General features: G+C 59.9%; 17 protein-coding genes. 6 read left to right on the top strand and 11 right to left on the bottom strand.

The genetic code is table 11. The features are described 5' to 3' along the window. Nucleotides 1-4: 4 nt before the first annotated feature. The 4 genes from G7W63_RS16845 to G7W63_RS16830 are packed head-to-tail and all read left to right on the top strand — an operon-like array spanning nucleotide 5 to nucleotide 5,025. A complete protein-coding gene (locus G7W63_RS16845) occupies nucleotides 5-472 on the top strand; it encodes a DUF4381 domain-containing protein (protein ID WP_166261021.1) in 468 nt (155 codons plus the stop codon). Beyond that, nucleotides 466-1,470 carry a vWA domain-containing protein gene (locus G7W63_RS16840; protein WP_166261018.1) on the top strand — a complete coding sequence of 335 codons (1,005 nt, stop codon included), beginning with the start codon at nucleotides 466-468 and terminating at the stop codon, nucleotides 1,468-1,470. Before G7W63_RS16845 ends, G7W63_RS16840 begins: the two co-directional genes overlap by 7 nt. After that, nucleotides 1,463-3,304 carry a VWA domain-containing protein gene (locus G7W63_RS16835; RefSeq protein ID WP_166261015.1) on the top strand — a complete coding sequence of 614 codons (1,842 nt, stop codon included), beginning with the start codon at nucleotides 1,463-1,465 and terminating at the stop codon, nucleotides 3,302-3,304. Before G7W63_RS16840 ends, G7W63_RS16835 begins: the two co-directional genes overlap by 8 nt. Then, nucleotides 3,298-5,025: a BatD family protein gene (locus G7W63_RS16830; protein WP_166261012.1), complete on the top strand. Its 1,728-nt coding sequence runs from the start codon at nucleotides 3,298-3,300 to the stop codon at nucleotides 5,023-5,025. Before G7W63_RS16835 ends, G7W63_RS16830 begins: the two co-directional genes overlap by 7 nt. Before the next feature lie 25 nt (nucleotides 5,026-5,050). Here the strand turns inward: G7W63_RS16830 and ccmI are convergent, their stop codons facing one another. The 9 genes from ccmI to ccmA are packed head-to-tail and all read right to left on the bottom strand — an operon-like array spanning nucleotide 5,051 to nucleotide 12,272. Beyond that, a complete protein-coding gene (gene ccmI / locus G7W63_RS16825; RefSeq protein ID WP_166261009.1) occupies nucleotides 5,051-6,322 on the bottom strand; it encodes a c-type cytochrome biogenesis protein CcmI in 1,272 nt (423 codons plus the stop codon). 36 nt (nucleotides 6,323-6,358) lie between these two features. Continuing rightward, nucleotides 6,359-6,826 carry a cytochrome c-type biogenesis protein gene (locus G7W63_RS16820; protein ID WP_166260955.1) on the bottom strand — a complete coding sequence of 156 codons (468 nt, stop codon included), beginning with the start codon at nucleotides 6,824-6,826 and terminating at the stop codon, nucleotides 6,359-6,361. Continuing rightward, nucleotides 6,826-7,362 (bottom strand): DsbE family thiol:disulfide interchange protein, encoded by a 537-nt coding sequence (locus tag G7W63_RS16815; RefSeq protein ID WP_166260952.1) that lies wholly within the window; start codon nucleotides 7,360-7,362, stop codon nucleotides 6,826-6,828. The genes G7W63_RS16820 and G7W63_RS16815 overlap by 1 nt, the downstream gene beginning before the upstream one ends. Beyond that, nucleotides 7,359-9,368 (bottom strand): heme lyase CcmF/NrfE family subunit, encoded by a 2,010-nt coding sequence (locus G7W63_RS16810; RefSeq protein WP_166260949.1) that lies wholly within the window; start codon nucleotides 9,366-9,368, stop codon nucleotides 7,359-7,361. The genes G7W63_RS16815 and G7W63_RS16810 overlap by 4 nt, the downstream gene beginning before the upstream one ends. A 52-nt stretch (nucleotides 9,369-9,420) precedes the next feature. Beyond that, nucleotides 9,421-9,900 (bottom strand): cytochrome c maturation protein CcmE, encoded by a 480-nt coding sequence (gene ccmE / locus G7W63_RS16805; protein WP_166260946.1) that lies wholly within the window; start codon nucleotides 9,898-9,900, stop codon nucleotides 9,421-9,423. A 7-nt stretch (nucleotides 9,901-9,907) separates the two neighbouring features. Beyond that, nucleotides 9,908-10,159 (bottom strand): heme exporter protein CcmD, encoded by a 252-nt coding sequence (ccmD, locus tag G7W63_RS16800; RefSeq protein WP_166260944.1) that lies wholly within the window; start codon nucleotides 10,157-10,159, stop codon nucleotides 9,908-9,910. Nucleotide 10,160: 1 nt separating this feature from the next. Next, nucleotides 10,161-10,910: a heme ABC transporter permease CcmC gene (gene ccmC, locus G7W63_RS16795; protein WP_278185430.1), complete on the bottom strand. Its 750-nt coding sequence runs from the start codon at nucleotides 10,908-10,910 to the stop codon at nucleotides 10,161-10,163. A gap of 13 nt (nucleotides 10,911-10,923) precedes the next feature. Beyond that, on the bottom strand, nucleotides 10,924-11,649 hold the full coding sequence (gene ccmB / locus G7W63_RS16790) for a heme exporter protein CcmB (RefSeq protein ID WP_166260938.1): 726 nt from the start codon (nucleotides 11,647-11,649) through the stop codon (nucleotides 10,924-10,926). Then, nucleotides 11,646-12,272, bottom strand: coding sequence for a cytochrome c biogenesis heme-transporting ATPase CcmA (ccmA, locus tag G7W63_RS16785; protein ID WP_166260935.1), 627 nt, complete (start codon nucleotides 12,270-12,272; stop codon nucleotides 11,646-11,648). Before ccmA ends, ccmB begins: the two co-directional genes overlap by 4 nt. Before the next feature lie 168 nt (nucleotides 12,273-12,440). Here ccmA and fliK point away from each other — a divergent pair, with 168 nt between their 5' ends. Continuing rightward, nucleotides 12,441-13,787: a flagellar hook-length control protein FliK gene (gene fliK, locus G7W63_RS16780; protein ID WP_166260932.1), complete on the top strand. Its 1,347-nt coding sequence runs from the start codon at nucleotides 12,441-12,443 to the stop codon at nucleotides 13,785-13,787. A gap of 60 nt (nucleotides 13,788-13,847) precedes the next feature. Beyond that, complete coding sequence (locus G7W63_RS16775) at nucleotides 13,848-14,165, top strand: EscU/YscU/HrcU family type III secretion system export apparatus switch protein (RefSeq protein WP_166260929.1); 318 nt, start codon at nucleotides 13,848-13,850, stop codon at nucleotides 14,163-14,165. A 14-nt stretch (nucleotides 14,166-14,179) separates the two neighbouring features. Here the strand turns inward: G7W63_RS16775 and G7W63_RS16770 are convergent, their stop codons facing one another. Together G7W63_RS16770 and G7W63_RS16765 are read right to left on the bottom strand one after the other, a co-directional pair. Then, on the bottom strand, nucleotides 14,180-14,569 hold the full coding sequence (locus G7W63_RS16770; protein ID WP_166260926.1) for a DUF2802 domain-containing protein: 390 nt from the start codon (nucleotides 14,567-14,569) through the stop codon (nucleotides 14,180-14,182). A 62-nt stretch (nucleotides 14,570-14,631) separates the two neighbouring features. After that, nucleotides 14,632-15,120 (bottom strand): chemotaxis protein CheW, encoded by a 489-nt coding sequence (locus G7W63_RS16765; protein WP_166260923.1) that lies wholly within the window; start codon nucleotides 15,118-15,120, stop codon nucleotides 14,632-14,634. Nucleotides 15,121-15,173 lie beyond the last annotated feature (53 nt).

Raw genomic sequence — 15,173 nt, 5'->3', positions numbered from 1 at the left:
CCCTATGCAGACCGATCCCCTCAAAGACCTGCGCGACATCCATCTTCCCGAGCCAGGCGGGTTCTGGCCCCCGGCGCCGGGATGGTGGCTGCTGGCTGCTGTTGTCCTGGCTCTTGTCATCGGCCTGGCCATCTGGCTTTGGCGGCGCCGCCGTCGTAATGCATGGCTGCGACAGGCCAGGCGTGAGCTGGACGATATAAACGCAATGCCCGGGTCTGAGGGCCAGAAACTGAAGCAACTCAATCTGCTTCTGAAGCGGGCTGCCCGCGCACGCTACCCCGAGCGCAGGCCGGAGGCCCTGACAGGTGATAGCTGGGTGGCGTTTCTGATGGAGACCGGCCGGCACAACAGGAGTTCTGACGAGCCACTGCTCCTGGGCCTGGTGGAGAGCAGTTGGCGGCCCGGGGCAACGGTACCTTTCGGCGAGGCCGAACAGGCGGCGCGGTCCTGGCTGAGGGCGCAGTCATGCTGAGTTTCGCTTATCCCTGGCTGCTGCTTGCGGCAGCCCTGCCTTTGCTGGCGAGGTTACGGCGCCGGGCCAGCCAGCCAGTGGAAGCACCGGTGGTACCGGTGGCGCACTGGCTCCAGGATCTGCCAGGGGTCAGCCGGTCAGGACAGCAGACGCCCCTCTGGCGACGCCTGGTTGTACTTCTGGCCTGGCTACTGCTGGTCATCGCCCTCGCCCGGCCACAGCACGTAGGCGAAACCGTGGACCTCCCGGTCACCGGGCGCGACCTGCTGCTGGCCGTGGACATCTCGCCCAGCATGGAAGAGCAGGACATGATCATCCAGCAACGCCGGATCAACCGTCTTCAAGCGGTCAAATACGTGCTCAACGATTTTATCCAGCGCCGGGAAGGAGACCGGATCGGTCTTCTTCTTTTCGGTACCCAACCCTACATACAGGCCCCGCTATCTTTTGACCACGCCACCATTCGCACCTTGCTGAACGAGGCCGGTATCGGTATGGCTGGACGCGCCACCGCCATTGGCGATGCCATCGGTCTTGCGGTCAAGCGCCTCCGTGACCGGCCCCAGGACCAGCGCGTTCTGATACTGCTGACCGACGGTGCCAATACTGCTGGCGAACTAACACCGGACAAAGCCACCGAAATTGCGGCTGCGGCCGGGGTGCGTATCTATACCGTTGGCATTGGGGCCGAGAGTATGATCCAGCGAGGGTTGCTAGGGTCCAGGCAGATCAACCCGTCAAGGGACCTTGATGAGGACCTGCTCACACGTATTGCGGAGCAGACCGGGGGCCAGTTCTTTCGGGCCCGTAGCCTGCCGGAACTTGAAATGATCTATGAAAGCATCAACCAGCTTGAGCCTATTGAACTCGAGGGCAAGAAATACCGCCCGGTAACCGAGCTTTACGTCTGGTTCGCCGGTGCCGCGGTGATGATCTGGCTGCTGATGCAGGCAGGTCTTCTGCTGGCTGCACGTCGCCGGGAGAAGTCTTATGGATGATCTGCATTTTCTGCGGCCGCTCTGGCTGTTGCTGCTGCTGGCTATTCCACTCCTTCCGGCTGCTGCCAGGCAGGTGAAGCAACACCAGAGCGGCTGGGCCCGCATTATTCCAGCAGCACTGCTGAAACCGCTGATCCGCTCTGGAGGAACCACCAGCTCCCCCTCCCGCTTCAGCGCCGCGCCCCTGATGGCGGCATGGCTGATCCTCTGCCTGGCTCTGGCCGGTCCGGCCTGGCGGGAAGCACCCACACCCCTGCAGCAGCAGAATGACAGCCTGGTCATTGTGCTGAACCTGTCCCTTTCCATGCTGGCGACCGATGTGGAGCCGGACCGCCTGACCCTGGCAAAACGCAAGATACGGGACTTGCTGGGCGAACGGGAAGGCAGCCTGACCGGACTGGTGGTCTATGCCGGCGACGCCCATGTGGTCACGCCCCTGACCGACGACCGGCAAACCATAGAGGGGCTTTTGGGCGTACTCGACCCGATCATGATGCCTGCCACCGGCAACCGGGCCGATCTGGCCATTGCCCGAGCCAGGGAACTTCTTGAGCGCGGGGCCCGGGGCAAAGGCCGGATTCTTCTCATAACCGATGACATTCAGGCGAGCCACCGCTACGCCATCCGTGACGAACTCGAGGGCAGCCCCTACCCTCTCTACGCGCTGGTGGTCGGGACACGTTCTGGCGGTCCCATTCCTCTGCCCAAGCAGGGGTTCGTCCGCGACAATGGTGACATAGTTGTGGTTCAGGCTGATCCCGAGGCACTGGCCGAGCTTACCAGCAGGACCGGCGGCAGCAGCCATAGCCTGACCGTCGACAACACCGACATAAACAGCCTCGACTTGCTGGCCGGGAACGCTTCAGGCTGGGAGGAGACTGAGCAGGACCTCACGGTCAGCCGGTGGCAGGATGACGGCTACTGGCTGCTCTGGCTGGCCTTGCCGTTGTTGCTGCTTAGCTGGCGCAAAGGCGCACTGATGGCGACCGTTCTGGTGGTCGCCCCGACTGTGCCCTCGCCAGCCCTCGCACTGGAGTGGGCCGATCTGTGGCAGCGGCCAGACCAACGGGGGCAGGCCCTGATCGAACAGGACCCGGAGCGAGCTGCCAAAAAATTCGACGATCCGTCCTGGAGGGGCAGCGCGCTCTACCGGGCGGAAGACTATGACGCCGCGGCTGAGGCTTTCGAACAGGCCCCTGGTGCTGACGCCCACTATAATCGAGGCATAGCCTTAACCCGTGCGGGTAAGTTGGAAGAAGCCAAGGAAGCTTTTGAAGAAGCGTTGGCTGCAGACCCAAACCACGAAGACGCCCGCCATAATGCAGAAATTGTGGAGGAACTACTGGAGCAACAACAGCAGGAGCAACAGGACGGCGAAGGCGAGTCCGAGGATCAGGACCAGGACAGCCAGAATCAGGACGGTGAGCAGCAGGGTGATAAAGAGGGTGACCAGCGGGGTGATCAACAAAGCGATCAGGATTCCGATGCCTCTGAAAGTCCGGACTCGGGTCAGCAGGACCAGGGCGGGCAATCGTCTGACCAGCAGCAGGATTCGCAGGCCGATGATCAGCAGCCGGGGGCGCAGAACGAAGGCGATGGCGACGACCAGGAGCAGCCCCAGCCGGCGCAACCCCGGCAACTGGACGGGACCCCGGAACCCGGAACTGACCAGAACGCAGAAGCCGCCGAAGAGCAGGGCCCCCAACTGGACCAGGGCCAGGAGCAATGGCTAAGACGGATTCCGGACGATCCTGGCGGCCTGTTGCGGCGCAAGTTCCAGCAGCAGTACCGTGAACGTGCAACCCAACCTGATGAGAGCGATACCCCATGGTAAGTCGACGTCTTACCCTGATGGCCGTAGTGGCCCTGATCTACCTTGCCATCACACCTGCGCAGGCCACTGCCGACCTCAGGGTTGAGCCGGATCGAACGGCGCTGTATGAGAATGAAACCCTGACTGTGAAAGTTGTCGGCGAGATGGAACTGTCGATCAACTTCGACATGCTGTTCAACCTGGGCAGCCTGGAGCTTCCGGCCCCCGACATCGAGAAGCTGGAAGAGAATTTCGAGATCCTGGGCAAGAATCAGAAATACAGTATCAGCACGGTCAATGGCAAAACCCAGGCAGAAATCACCTGGACCTATGAGCTCGCCCCCGTAAAAACAGGCGACCTCACCATACCGCCGCTCAATTTCAACGGCGACAGGTCGGAACCGGTCACCATCGAAGTGCGCGGGGGCAATGCCCCGGACAGTGCAGCGCCGGCGCGCGATGCCTTCATCGAACTGGCTGCCGACAAGGACGAGGTCTACGTTCAGGAACAGATCGTACTGACCGTGCGACTGTTTTTTGCCGGCAACCTGATCCGGGGTGAACTGTCCGAACCGGCCCATCCCGATGCCCTGATCGAATCCTTGGGTAACCAGAAAGAATTCAACCGCTTCATTGACGGGCGCCGTTTTCGCGTCGTCGAGCGCCGTTATGCCATCTACCCCCAGGAGCAGGGCCAGCTAAGCCTGGAAGCCATCCGGTTTGACGGGCAGACAAGGGATAATAACGGCCAGCTCAGGTTCGTTCGCGACACCGCCCAACTGTTCGACATACCGGTAAAACCGGCGCCCGACCAGTTCAGCGGCGATACCTGGCTGCCAGCAAAAGAACTGACGCTGAGTGACAGTGGTGTCCCGGACCAGACCACCCTTGACGTTGGCCAGAGCCTCACCCGGACGCTGACAATCAAGGCCGAGGGGCTTCAGGCCGAGGCCCTGCCGCCGTTGTCCCTGACGACGCCTGCGGGTCTGCGGAGCTACCCTGAAAATCCGGATACATCAACGGAGGTTGATAACCAGACGGTTATCGGCACCCTCACCCAGACCATGGCTATCGTGGGGGTTGAGCCGGGCACCGTGACCCTGCCCGAGGTACGCTTGCCCTGGTGGGACACCACGGCGGACAAAGAACGGGTGGCGGTTATCCCGGCCCGCACAGTGACCGTCTCAGCCCAGGGCGGAACCTCGGACCAGCCGGCGCTGTCGCCCGAACAGGTTGAGCCGGTGGAAAGGCCGGAGCCGGCCGCTGCCCCTGACGCGCAGCCGGAGGCTTACCGTGGCTTCTGGCCCTGGCTGGCTGGTGCGCTGGCGGTGGGATGGGCCCTGACTGTTGTATTCATGCGCAAACGCGCCGGGAGGGCTTCAGAGCCTGCACAGGACAATGGGGCAAATGCGGGCGAACAGGCCTTGTTTGCCCGGCTGTGCTCGGCTGCAAGCCATGGTGAAATTGCCGCCCTCGACCTGTTTCCGAAATGGCTGAACGCCGCACAACCGGGCCAAAACTTCAGCACCGTCTCGGAGGCTGTAAGGTGGTCCGGCAGGCCTGAACTCAAAGCCCAGATCGACCGACTGCAGGCCTACCACTTCAGCCGATCAGCGCAAAAGGCTTCGCGATGGGACGGCTCAGGTCTGGTCAAAGAGCTTCAGGCACTTCGCGAACAGGGTAATGCCAAGACCGGCCAGAGCCGCCTGCCCCCGCTGTACCCCGAGTCCTACCGCTCCTGACACCAGTGACGGAGCGGTGCCACTGCTAGCGAAGACGCTTGTCGATGGTCAGGTCAACCGGGGAGTCATCGTCCCCTGTGACCGACACTGCCTCTTCTGTACTGCCCTGCCAATCACCGGACTGGGGCTCCGCGCTTCCGGAACGGGACAGACGCGCAGTCACAATCACTTCATTGGCATCGGAAATCTGGGCGTTGGGAGACATGGCACGGCTGTCGTCCAGACGCAGCTCCACAGGCAGCTGGGAGGCCGTCAGGCGGACTATGGCAAGGGGAGCGCCCTGGCCGTCGGGGTTACGTGCGAAAATGAACAAGGTCGTGTCATCCGCTACTTCATCCTCAAAGGCGGGATCCAGAGTCACCCGCACCGTAACCCCGCGATCGGACACCTCCGGCGTTGAATCCGACCGGGGCACTTCACGCCCGAGCCTTTCGGAGGCAGCAGCAATACCCTGTCTGATGGACGGCAACTGCGGATGATTGGGCGCTACCTCAGTGATTCGTTCCCAGTAGGAAATTGCCAGTTCGAAATTCTCTGACTCAAACGCATCAATTCCCAGCAGGCCCAGGGCGTTGACCTCATCCGCATCAAGACTGCGTGCCTTGTCGATCGCCCGGGTTACCGCTTCCGTCATCTGGCCGCGGCTCTGGTAAAAGGCTGCCTGGGCAGACAGGCCCCAGGCTGCTGCCTGCTCTTCAGTAACATCAGAAGCTTGCGCCAGCTGTTCAAACGCCCAGGCCGCGTCGCCGTGGCGCTCAAGACTCATGTAGGTCCGCCCCAGCATGGCCCAGCCCTGAGGGTTGTCAGGACTTTCCACCAGTCGTTCACGCAGCTTGTCGGCCAACAGGGCCATTTCCCGTGCCCGGTCCTGATCGGAACCGTCCGCTATGTCCTGGCTCGCCAGCCATTGCTCGACGTCATCAAGGGACCCCCATTGCTGATAGAGAAAAACCGCGGCAAGGGGTATGAGTAAAACGCTCGCGAGCACCACCACTCTGGCACTGGCGCGGCGCCTGTCGGGCGCAGTAGCAGTAGCACTGGCACCGTCTGTGTCGACTTCGTCGAGCAGGCTGCCCGCCAATTCGTCGCGGAGTTGCCGATAGTTGTCGTCGTCTATGACCCCGGCCTGATGTTCGGCATCAAGCTCGGCCATGCGGCCCCGATAGGCCATCAGGTTCTGCTGGCGCCGGTCGTCTTCTGCGCGTCTTTCGGGTTGCCGGAAGACAAGAGGAAAAATTACGAACGCCAGCGCCAGGCCAGTCAGGGCCACTGCCGCAATCCAGAAGGTGGTTGTCATAGGAAAGCCATTACGAGATCGGTGAAAGAAAACCCGTCATTGAGGGTCGGAATCCTTGAGAATCCGGTCAGCCCTCTGCCGTTGCTCCGGGCTGAGCGCGCTGTCCGTTTCGGTATTGCGTCTGGAACGGACCACAATGGAGATCACGATTCCCAGGCCCATTAACACCACAATGACCGGGGTGGCCCATAGCATCAGGGTGCGGCCATCAAACTCGGGCTTGTAGCGCACAAACTCCCCGAACCGGGACACCAGGGAGTCGACCACCTCGTCGTTACTGGAGCCCTCCTTCACCATGCGATAGACCTCTTCACGCATATCCTTTGCAATAGGTGCGTCGGAGTCAGCAATGTTCTGATTCTGACACTTCGGGCATCGCAGCTCCTTGGTGAGGGTGCGAAACCGGTCCTGTTCATCCTGTGATTCAAACGGGTACAGGTCCCCATCGGCGGCAATTCCCGCCAAGGGCAACAACAGGCATAGCAGAAGGATGAAACGGAACATCAACTCTCCTCCCGGTACTTGCGTACCAGCGGTCCCAGGACTTCTTCCCAGACTTTCTCGTCCACGACGCCGACATGGCGATAGCGTATGACGCCCTGACGATCAACAACGAAGGTTTCCGGCGCCCCATAGACACCTAGATCAAACCCGAGCTTGCCCTGGGGGTCATAGAGATTGGTGGAATAGGGATCGCCAAGGGTATCCAGCCACTCGATAGCCTGGGAGCGGTTGTCCTTATAGTTCAGTCCGACAATCGGCACACCTTTATCCCGGGCCAGCCACAACAGATCCGGATGCTCATCACGGCAGGCCGGGCACCAGGTTCCCCAGACGTTCAGCAGGCTTACTTGGCCTTTGAAAACCTCATTGGTCAGCTGGGTATCCGGAGTCCTGAGATCCGCAAGCTGGAACTCAGGCATCGGCTTGCCTATAAGCGCGGACTCCAGTGTGGTGGTGTCCTTACCGATGCCCGCCGCCAGAACGAGGCCCAGTATGATCGCGAGCACCACGGGTATGAAAAGCAGGACACGCCTCATGCAGACACCTCAGGCGCCGGTCCGGCCGACACCGGTTTGTCCGGCACAGGTGACGATACATTCGCAGCTGCTTTCCGATCCTTGATCCTGTACCGGCGGTCGGCAACCGCAAGCACGCCACCAATGGCCATAAACAACGACCCCAGCCAAATCCACCGAATGAACGGCTTGTACTGCAGACGTATGGCCCAGGCTTTATCGTCCACCTTCTCCCCTACTGCCACAAAAAGGTCCCGGAACAGGCCTGCATCAATACCTGCCTCGGTCATGACGCTGCGTTGAACGTTATACCTGCGTTTCTCCGGATAAACGGTGGAGACCCGGTTGCCGTCCCTGGTAATGTCAATTTGCGCGGTCTGGGCCGTGAAGTTCGCCCCCTGACGACTGCCCATGGCCACGAACTCGAACTGGAACTCACCGATACTCGCAGTGTCCCCGGGGGACATTCGCACATCACGCTCCACGCCATAGTTGGCCACAACCGAAACGCCAATCATGGCTATAGCCACACCGAGATGGCCCAGGACCATGCCGAAGTAACTTCGGCTCTGTTTACGCATGCCGTGCCAGCGCCCCTTGCGCGAGGCCGATTTCTGCCAGAGGTCCTGAAGTGTTGTTACCGCAACCCAGCCGGCGGTGAATGAGCCTATGAAGGCCCAGGGTTCGAAACCGCCAAACCACAGCACCACCGAAGTGGCCAGCACAAGACTCCAGGCCGCCGGCCAGAGCAGATGGCGACCAAGCCAGCCGGGATCGGTTTTCTTCCAACGCGAGAAAACCCCCACACCCATCAGCAGGCCGATGGCAATGGCGACCGGACTGAAGGTCAGATTATAGAATGGCTCGCCAATAGAGAGCCGACCCATGTCCAGATAATCAAGAATCAGCGGATAGAGCGTGCCGACCAGAACCAGCAACATGGCCGCCATCAGAAGCACATTGTTGAGCAGCAGGAAGACCTCGCGGGAAAACGATCCGTAGCGTACCCGTGAATGCACCACCGGCGCCCGGAAGGCATACAAGGCAAGGCTTGCGACGATGGTAAATGCAAGCAGGCCCAGCAGGAACCTGCCCCGCTCGGGGTCAGAGGCGAAGGCATGCACGGAAGTGAGCACGCCAGACCTTACCAGGAAGGCGCCTAAAAGACTCAGGGAGAACGTCAGGATTGCCAACAGAACTGTCCAGCTTTTGAAAACGCCTCGTTTTTCGGTAACTGCCAGGGAATGCACCAGGGCGGTACCGGCCAGCCAGGGCAGCAGTGAGGCATTTTCGACCGGGTCCCAGAACCACCAGCCACCCCAGCCAAGCTCGTAATAGGCCCACCAGCTGCCAAGGGCAATGCCCAGGGTGAGGAAGGCCCAGGCTATGGTGGTCCAGGGCCGCGACCAGCGGGCCCAGGCAGCGTCCAGACGGCCATTGATCAGAGCCGCAATGGCAAAGGCAAAGGCCACCGAAAAGCCCACGTAGCCCATGTACAGCATCGGCGGATGCACGATCAGACCGAAGTCCTGCAACAGCGGGTTCAGGTCAGCACCGTCTGTCGGCACATTGGGAATGAGGCGTTCGAACGGACTGGATGTCACCAGCAGAAACAGCAGGAAGCCGACGCTGACCATGCCCATCACTGCCAAAACCTGGGACACCATGGTGGCCGGCAGACGTCTGCTGAATACCGCCACGGCAATGGTCCAGCCGGCAAGAATCAGCATCCACAACAGCAGCGAACCTTCATGACCACCCCACACCGCACTGAACTTGTAGTACCAGGGCAGCATGCTGTTGCTGTTATTGGCTACATAGGCAACCGAGAAGTCGTCCACCATGAAGGCATGGGTCAGGATGCCGAAAGCAACCGCGACAAAGACAAACTGGCCGGCGGCCAGGGGTCGTGCAAAGGCCTGAAGACTGTCCCGTCCGGTCAGTGACCCAACCAGGGGAACTGTCGCCAGCAGACCGGCGAGCAGCAATGCCAGTATCAGCGAAAACTGTCCAAGTTCCGGAAACATCAGTTTCTCCTGTGGTGAGCCTGGTTATGTATGTGAACGGTTTACAGAGTACTTAATACGAAGAGGAAGACGCATCCGGGCTGGCTGCCTCCTGGCTTTTTTGCCGCATGGCTGCGCGCTCCAGCGACTCGCTGACCTCGGGAGGCATATACTGCTCATCATGTTTTGCCAGCACCTGGTCTGCGACGAATACCCCGCCGGGGGTCAATGTCCCGGTTGCCACCACGCCCTGCCCCTCAGCAAACAGGTCTGGCAGAATACCCACGTACTCCATGGTGACGGACGATTCGTAATCCGTTACCCGGAACGACACCTTGAGGCTCTGGGGATCACGCACGACCGATCCTTCTTCTACCATGCCACCAGCACGAATACGTCTATCCGATGGCGCCTCGCCACCGGTGATCTGGCTTGGGTCATAGAAAAGGCTGATATTCTGCCTTAACGCATAGGTGGTCAGCGCAATGGCCAGGCCCAGCCCGCACAGCAGGAACAGAACAATGATAAGACGCTTTCTTCGTATCGGGTGCATGTTAGGTTCAGGTCCGCGTTTGATTGATCGGTGTAAATTCGCCGGTTTTTACTATGCCGCCCCCGTGACTTTGTCCCCGGGTTGTCTGGCGAGCATCTAGGGCTGACTGACGCTGCTGACGGCGGATCAGCTGGGCGCGCTGCCGGACGGACCAGATGGCCAACAGGGCCATCAGGACAAAAAACACGGCATAGCAGGTCCAGACATAGACCCCATGACCTTGCATGTGCATCAGCGCTTGAAATGAGTCAAAAGCCATCTCAGGCTCCTCCACCAAGCTGCAGACGTTCTTTTACCCATCGGGTACGGCGCTCGCGATGAAGGATTTCGGTCTGCATGCGATAGCAGGCCAGCCAGCCAAACAGCAGGTACAGGCCCAACACAACCAGCAACAGGGGCATCCACATTTCCGCTGGCATGGTCGGCTTTTCAGTGAGTTTAAACGTGGCAGGCTGATGCAGAGTGTTCCACCAGTCAACGGAATACTTGATGATTGGAATATTCACAACACCGACCAGCACCAGCACGGCCACCGCCCGGGCCGAAGACTTTTCGTCCGAAAGCGCTGCACCGAGAGCAATCACGCCAAAGTACAGAAACAGCAGAATCAGCATTGAGGTTAACCGGGCATCCCATATCCACCAGGTGCCCCAGGTGGGCTTGCCCCAGACAGCACCGGTAAACAGGGCCAGAAATGTCAGAACGGCGCCCACCGGGGCGGCCGTTTTGATAAAAACGTCGGCCAGCTTCATTCGCCACACCAGGGTTACCACGGCAGCCACAGCCATCATTATATAGACCGACTGCGCAAGGAAGGCCGTGGGTACGTGAATGAAAATGATTCTGTAGCTGTTGCCCTGCAGGTAATCTTTTGGCGCAAAACCAACGCCCCAGACAATGCCGACAAGAGCAAGGCAAAGACCGCTCAGCAACAGCCAGGGCATAAGCCTGTCAGCGATGCCGAAAAACCATTTCGGCGACCCTAGCTTGTGAAAAAATTGCCACATCAGGCGTTGTATCCTCTTAGCTGGACGACAGGCTGATTTTCAAAGCAGCGGCTGATGCGAACGGGGCCAGGGTCAGGGCCAGGGCCAGAAAAGCCCCCATCAGGGCCAGATAGGCCCCCACCGGTGCTCCGTCCGTAGCCGCCATTACCGTACCGGTGCCAAAAATCAGCACGGGAATATACAAGGGAATAATCAAGAGAGACAACAGAACTCCCCCAGACCTAAGCCCCAGAGTCAGCGCTGCACCGATCGAACCAACAAGACTCAGTACCGGCGTTCCAATCAGCAGCGTTAGACACAGAATTCCGATAGAGTTCCCGTCCAGGTGCACCATTACTCCCAGAACCGGGGCCAGCAGCACCAATGGCAGACCGGTCACCAGCCAGTGTGCCAGAGTCTTCGCTAATACCAACAGAAACAGGGGCTGGGGCTGAAGCATCAGCTGCTCAAGGGTGCCGTCTTCAAAGTCGTGGCGGTACAGATGGTCCAGCGCCAGCAATGTCGCCAACAGGGCGGCTACCCACAGGATACCCGCCCCTGCCTGGCGGAGAAATGCCACTTCCGGGCTAACCCCCAAGGGGAAGAGGGATACCACCATGACAAAAAACAGAAGTGGGTTGAGCAGGTCCTGGCTTTGCCTGAAACTGACCCGGAGATCACGCTTGAGCACTGCCATCATGGCAGCACCCAAGCCGACGGACGGTCTGGCAATGGCCAGCGCAGGGCCGGTGACGGTATTCATATCACCTGCCCCAGCATTACTCGCTGCATACCCGGTACCTCCAGGGGGTGGTGGGTTGTCAGGACAATGGCGCCCCCGGAGGCTGCACGCTGGACCAACAATTGCTCAAGGTTACCGACTCCCCGATGATCAATAGCTGTAAAGGCTTCATCCAGAATCCACAGAGGTTCATCGGACACCAGCAGACGCGCCAGTGCCACTCGCCGCTGCTGGCCGGCAGACAGATTCTGGCAGGGAACATTGTGAAACCCCGCAAGGCCTGAGCTGTCCAGGGCAGCACGAAGAATTTCATTACTGTGAGGATGGCGGCCGGCAAAAATGGCCTGGAGATTCTCCAGGGGAGTCAACAGCGGTTTCACGCCCGGCCGGTGGCCAATGTAGAGCAGATTCCTGAGGAACTCCTCCCGGCGAGCCGATCTCGGCTCCCCACGCCAGAGCACCCGGCCGCTGTAACCGTCGTGGAGGCCTGCCAGCAAGCGCAGCAAAGTCGTCTTGCCCGAGCCATTGGGACCCTCGACACGGGTGATGGTCCCGGGCACTATGGAAAAATTGAGAGCACTGAAAAGCATGCGTTCGTCACGCTCGCAGTGCAGATCAACAGCCTGTAAAAGAGGCTCGGACATCAGTGCTCCAGCAGGGTGCAACTTGTGGGTATGGCACGGCCTTGAATATATTAAAGGGATTGCGTTTCGCATCCGGTGCGGGAATGGCCTAAGGTCCTTTAAAGCGTCCGTATTATAACGAAATATGCAGGCGATTACCCACCCTGCAAGTCAACTGGACATGCTCGAATGGTCACCAGGTTACCTGACAGTGGGCTCGCCCCCACCCCCGTCGACAGCACCAAAAGCCCCCACACCCCTGGAAGCTCGCCGGCACAGGTGGGTGAGTCAACCAGCCTACCCCTGACAGCGGCCAGGCAACTGGACATACTCCAGCTGCAGGACCGGCAAGCGGTGCTGGCCCGGGTCGCTCAGTTACTGACTTCAGGCAATGGTTTGCCGGAGCAGGCCATACTGGACATCAAGGGGCGCAGCCTGACCGTAATGACCATGATGGGCGAGACCTCCCTGGAAGCGGGTGACTGGGTCAAGCTCATGCGGGCAGGTAACGAACTGCAATTACTGGGCAAGCTGGCTCCGGCCCCGGAAGCACGCATCGCCCAGGCTCTGGCCCAACGACTGCCCTGGCAGCAACGGCTGGATGTGGGACTTTCAGAGCTGAATGCCGTCCTTACAAATTTTGCCAAGGCAACCGTGGCCGGACCGGCTGGCCGCGAGCCGCTACCAATGGCAGTTCGAGAAGCGATCCTTCAGCTCGTGAACCAGTTGCCGTCGAGCGAGAGCCTGGGTAATGCTGTTCCTGGCAAAGTAGAAGCCACGGCTGCCCGTATCAAGAGCTGGATCGTAGAAAGCGGTGTATTTGCCGAAGCGCGGATTGTTCGAACACCAGAGGCCCCCCTGGCAGACCTGAAGCTGGCCCTGGGCCGGATCGTTAGCTCGCTGCTCGCCCAACAGGGAGCCGATACTGCAGCATTCAACCGCTATACCCCGCTGGTCAGCCAGGAACTTGTTCAGGCCCCGCTTCAGTTTCCCAATGCTTTTGTACCACCGGCGGCCACCTCAAGTCGGGAACCCATGGATGCGGGCCAGATGCTCCGACTGCTGGCTGGCATGCTCAACCGCATTACCGTCAACCAGCTCCACAGCCAGGTGCTGACCAACCGGACGGCTGCCGAAGCCCCGGTACCGGCAACGCTCCTGCTGGAGCTGCCGTGGCTTAATCCCCAGGGCGAACCCAGGGTCGCACAACTGCGAATCGACCATGACCGCCAGGGTCCTGAGCAGAAGGACAGTGCCCGTAAACCGAAGGTGGCTGAATGGCGCTTCAGCCTGTCCCTGGACCTGGACGATGCCGGCCCAGTATTTTTCGAAGTGGCGCTTCGGGAAGCACAGATTTCTGCCCGGGTCTGGGCTGAACAGCAGGCTACCCTTCGACAGGTCCAGTCGCAAATGGGCACATTGCGCACGCGGCTTAGCGAACTGGGCCTTGACGTGGTCGACCTGGAATGCAGGCGCGGCAGCCCCCAGGCCGCAACAACCCGCCTGGAACAGCGACTGGTGGATACCCGGGCCTGAACCCGGCCAGACTGGTATAGCGGATTGGCAGCCAGAACCCATGAAATCAGGGAGGTAGATGTGGAAAACTCGAAACAGGCGGAGAGCGGACAACCGAAAGCGGAGCGTGGTGCAGCGGTGGCATTAAAATACGATGGCCAACGGGCCCCCACCATCGCGGCCAGTGGCATGGACGACATTGCAGAGGAGATTATCCGAATCGCCCGGGAACATGGAGTGCCACTGTATGAAAACCCCGAGCTCGCAGCGATCCTGGCCCGACTGGACCTGGATGAAGAAATCCCGGACACACTTTACCGGGTAATTGCAGAAATTCTTGCTTTTGCCTTCAACCTGCAAGGCAAAACCCCGGCCGACGCCGGGGCTCAGACTGAATAATAGCTCGGTTCGTGTCAGGCAGCCTGCCGCCGCTTGAGCGCTATGACAAGCTCCGCTTCCGGACGCGAAATACCACAGGTATCCATCAGATCGTCAATGTCAGCCCCCAGCTCCACAAGGCGCGAGGCCTCATCATAGGACACGCGCAAGGGGTCGTTCTGACGCATTTCGTCCATGGCCCGGCGTAACTCGTGCAACTGGCGCTCGCAAGCCACCACGCGATGGCCTACGCCCATGCTGCCGCTGCCGGTAGCGTGGAGCTCACGGCCAAGGTCATCACATCGATCCTTCAGCTGGGTGCGCAATTGACCAAGTCGTCGGTGCGCCAGGCCCCCCTGAACAAACAGCAGTACCATTGCTATGGCGGTCAATGCCCAGGGCAGCATAGAGGTCCAGTCAGTCATGCATCACTCTCCTGTAGAGCCAAGATTCTTGAGTGGCGACCGCCCCCGCTCTGCCCTTCGGGTTAAAGCGACGCGATTTCGGCCCACTCCTGATTGTTCAGCATCTTGTCGAACTCAACCAGAATGATGAGCTCGCCGTTTTTGTTACATACGCCCTGAATGAACTTGGCGCTTTCTTCGTTACCCACGTTGGGTGCCGTTTCTATTTCACTGGCCTTGAGGTAAACCACCTCGGCCACGGAATCCACCAAGATACCCATGACCTGGTTGGCCGACTCCATTACCACAATACGGCTGGCATCGGTAATCTCGGCGTCCGCCAGCCCGAAGCGCCGGCGGGTATCAATGACCGTAACCACGTTCCCCCTCAAATTGATGATGCCCAGGACATAGTCCGGAGCGCCGGGTACAGGGGCGATTTCCGTGTATCTGAGCACTTCCTGAATCTGCATGACGCCGATTCCGTAAGTCTCGTCGTCCAAACGGAACGTCACGTACTGGAGTACCTGATCATCCTGACCCTGGTTCTGTTGTCCGCTCTGGGCTGCCATAATGTATCGTCTCCTCAGCAGGTGCCCCGGCGGGACAACCTGATTGTCAAAAA

The organism is Marinobacter salicampi, from assembly GCF_011074795.1.
Taxonomy (GTDB): Bacteria; Pseudomonadota; Gammaproteobacteria; order Pseudomonadales; family Oleiphilaceae; genus Marinobacter; species Marinobacter salicampi.
The sequence above is the reverse complement of the archived record's forward strand: the minus strand, read 5'-3'. Positions and strand labels throughout refer to the sequence as shown.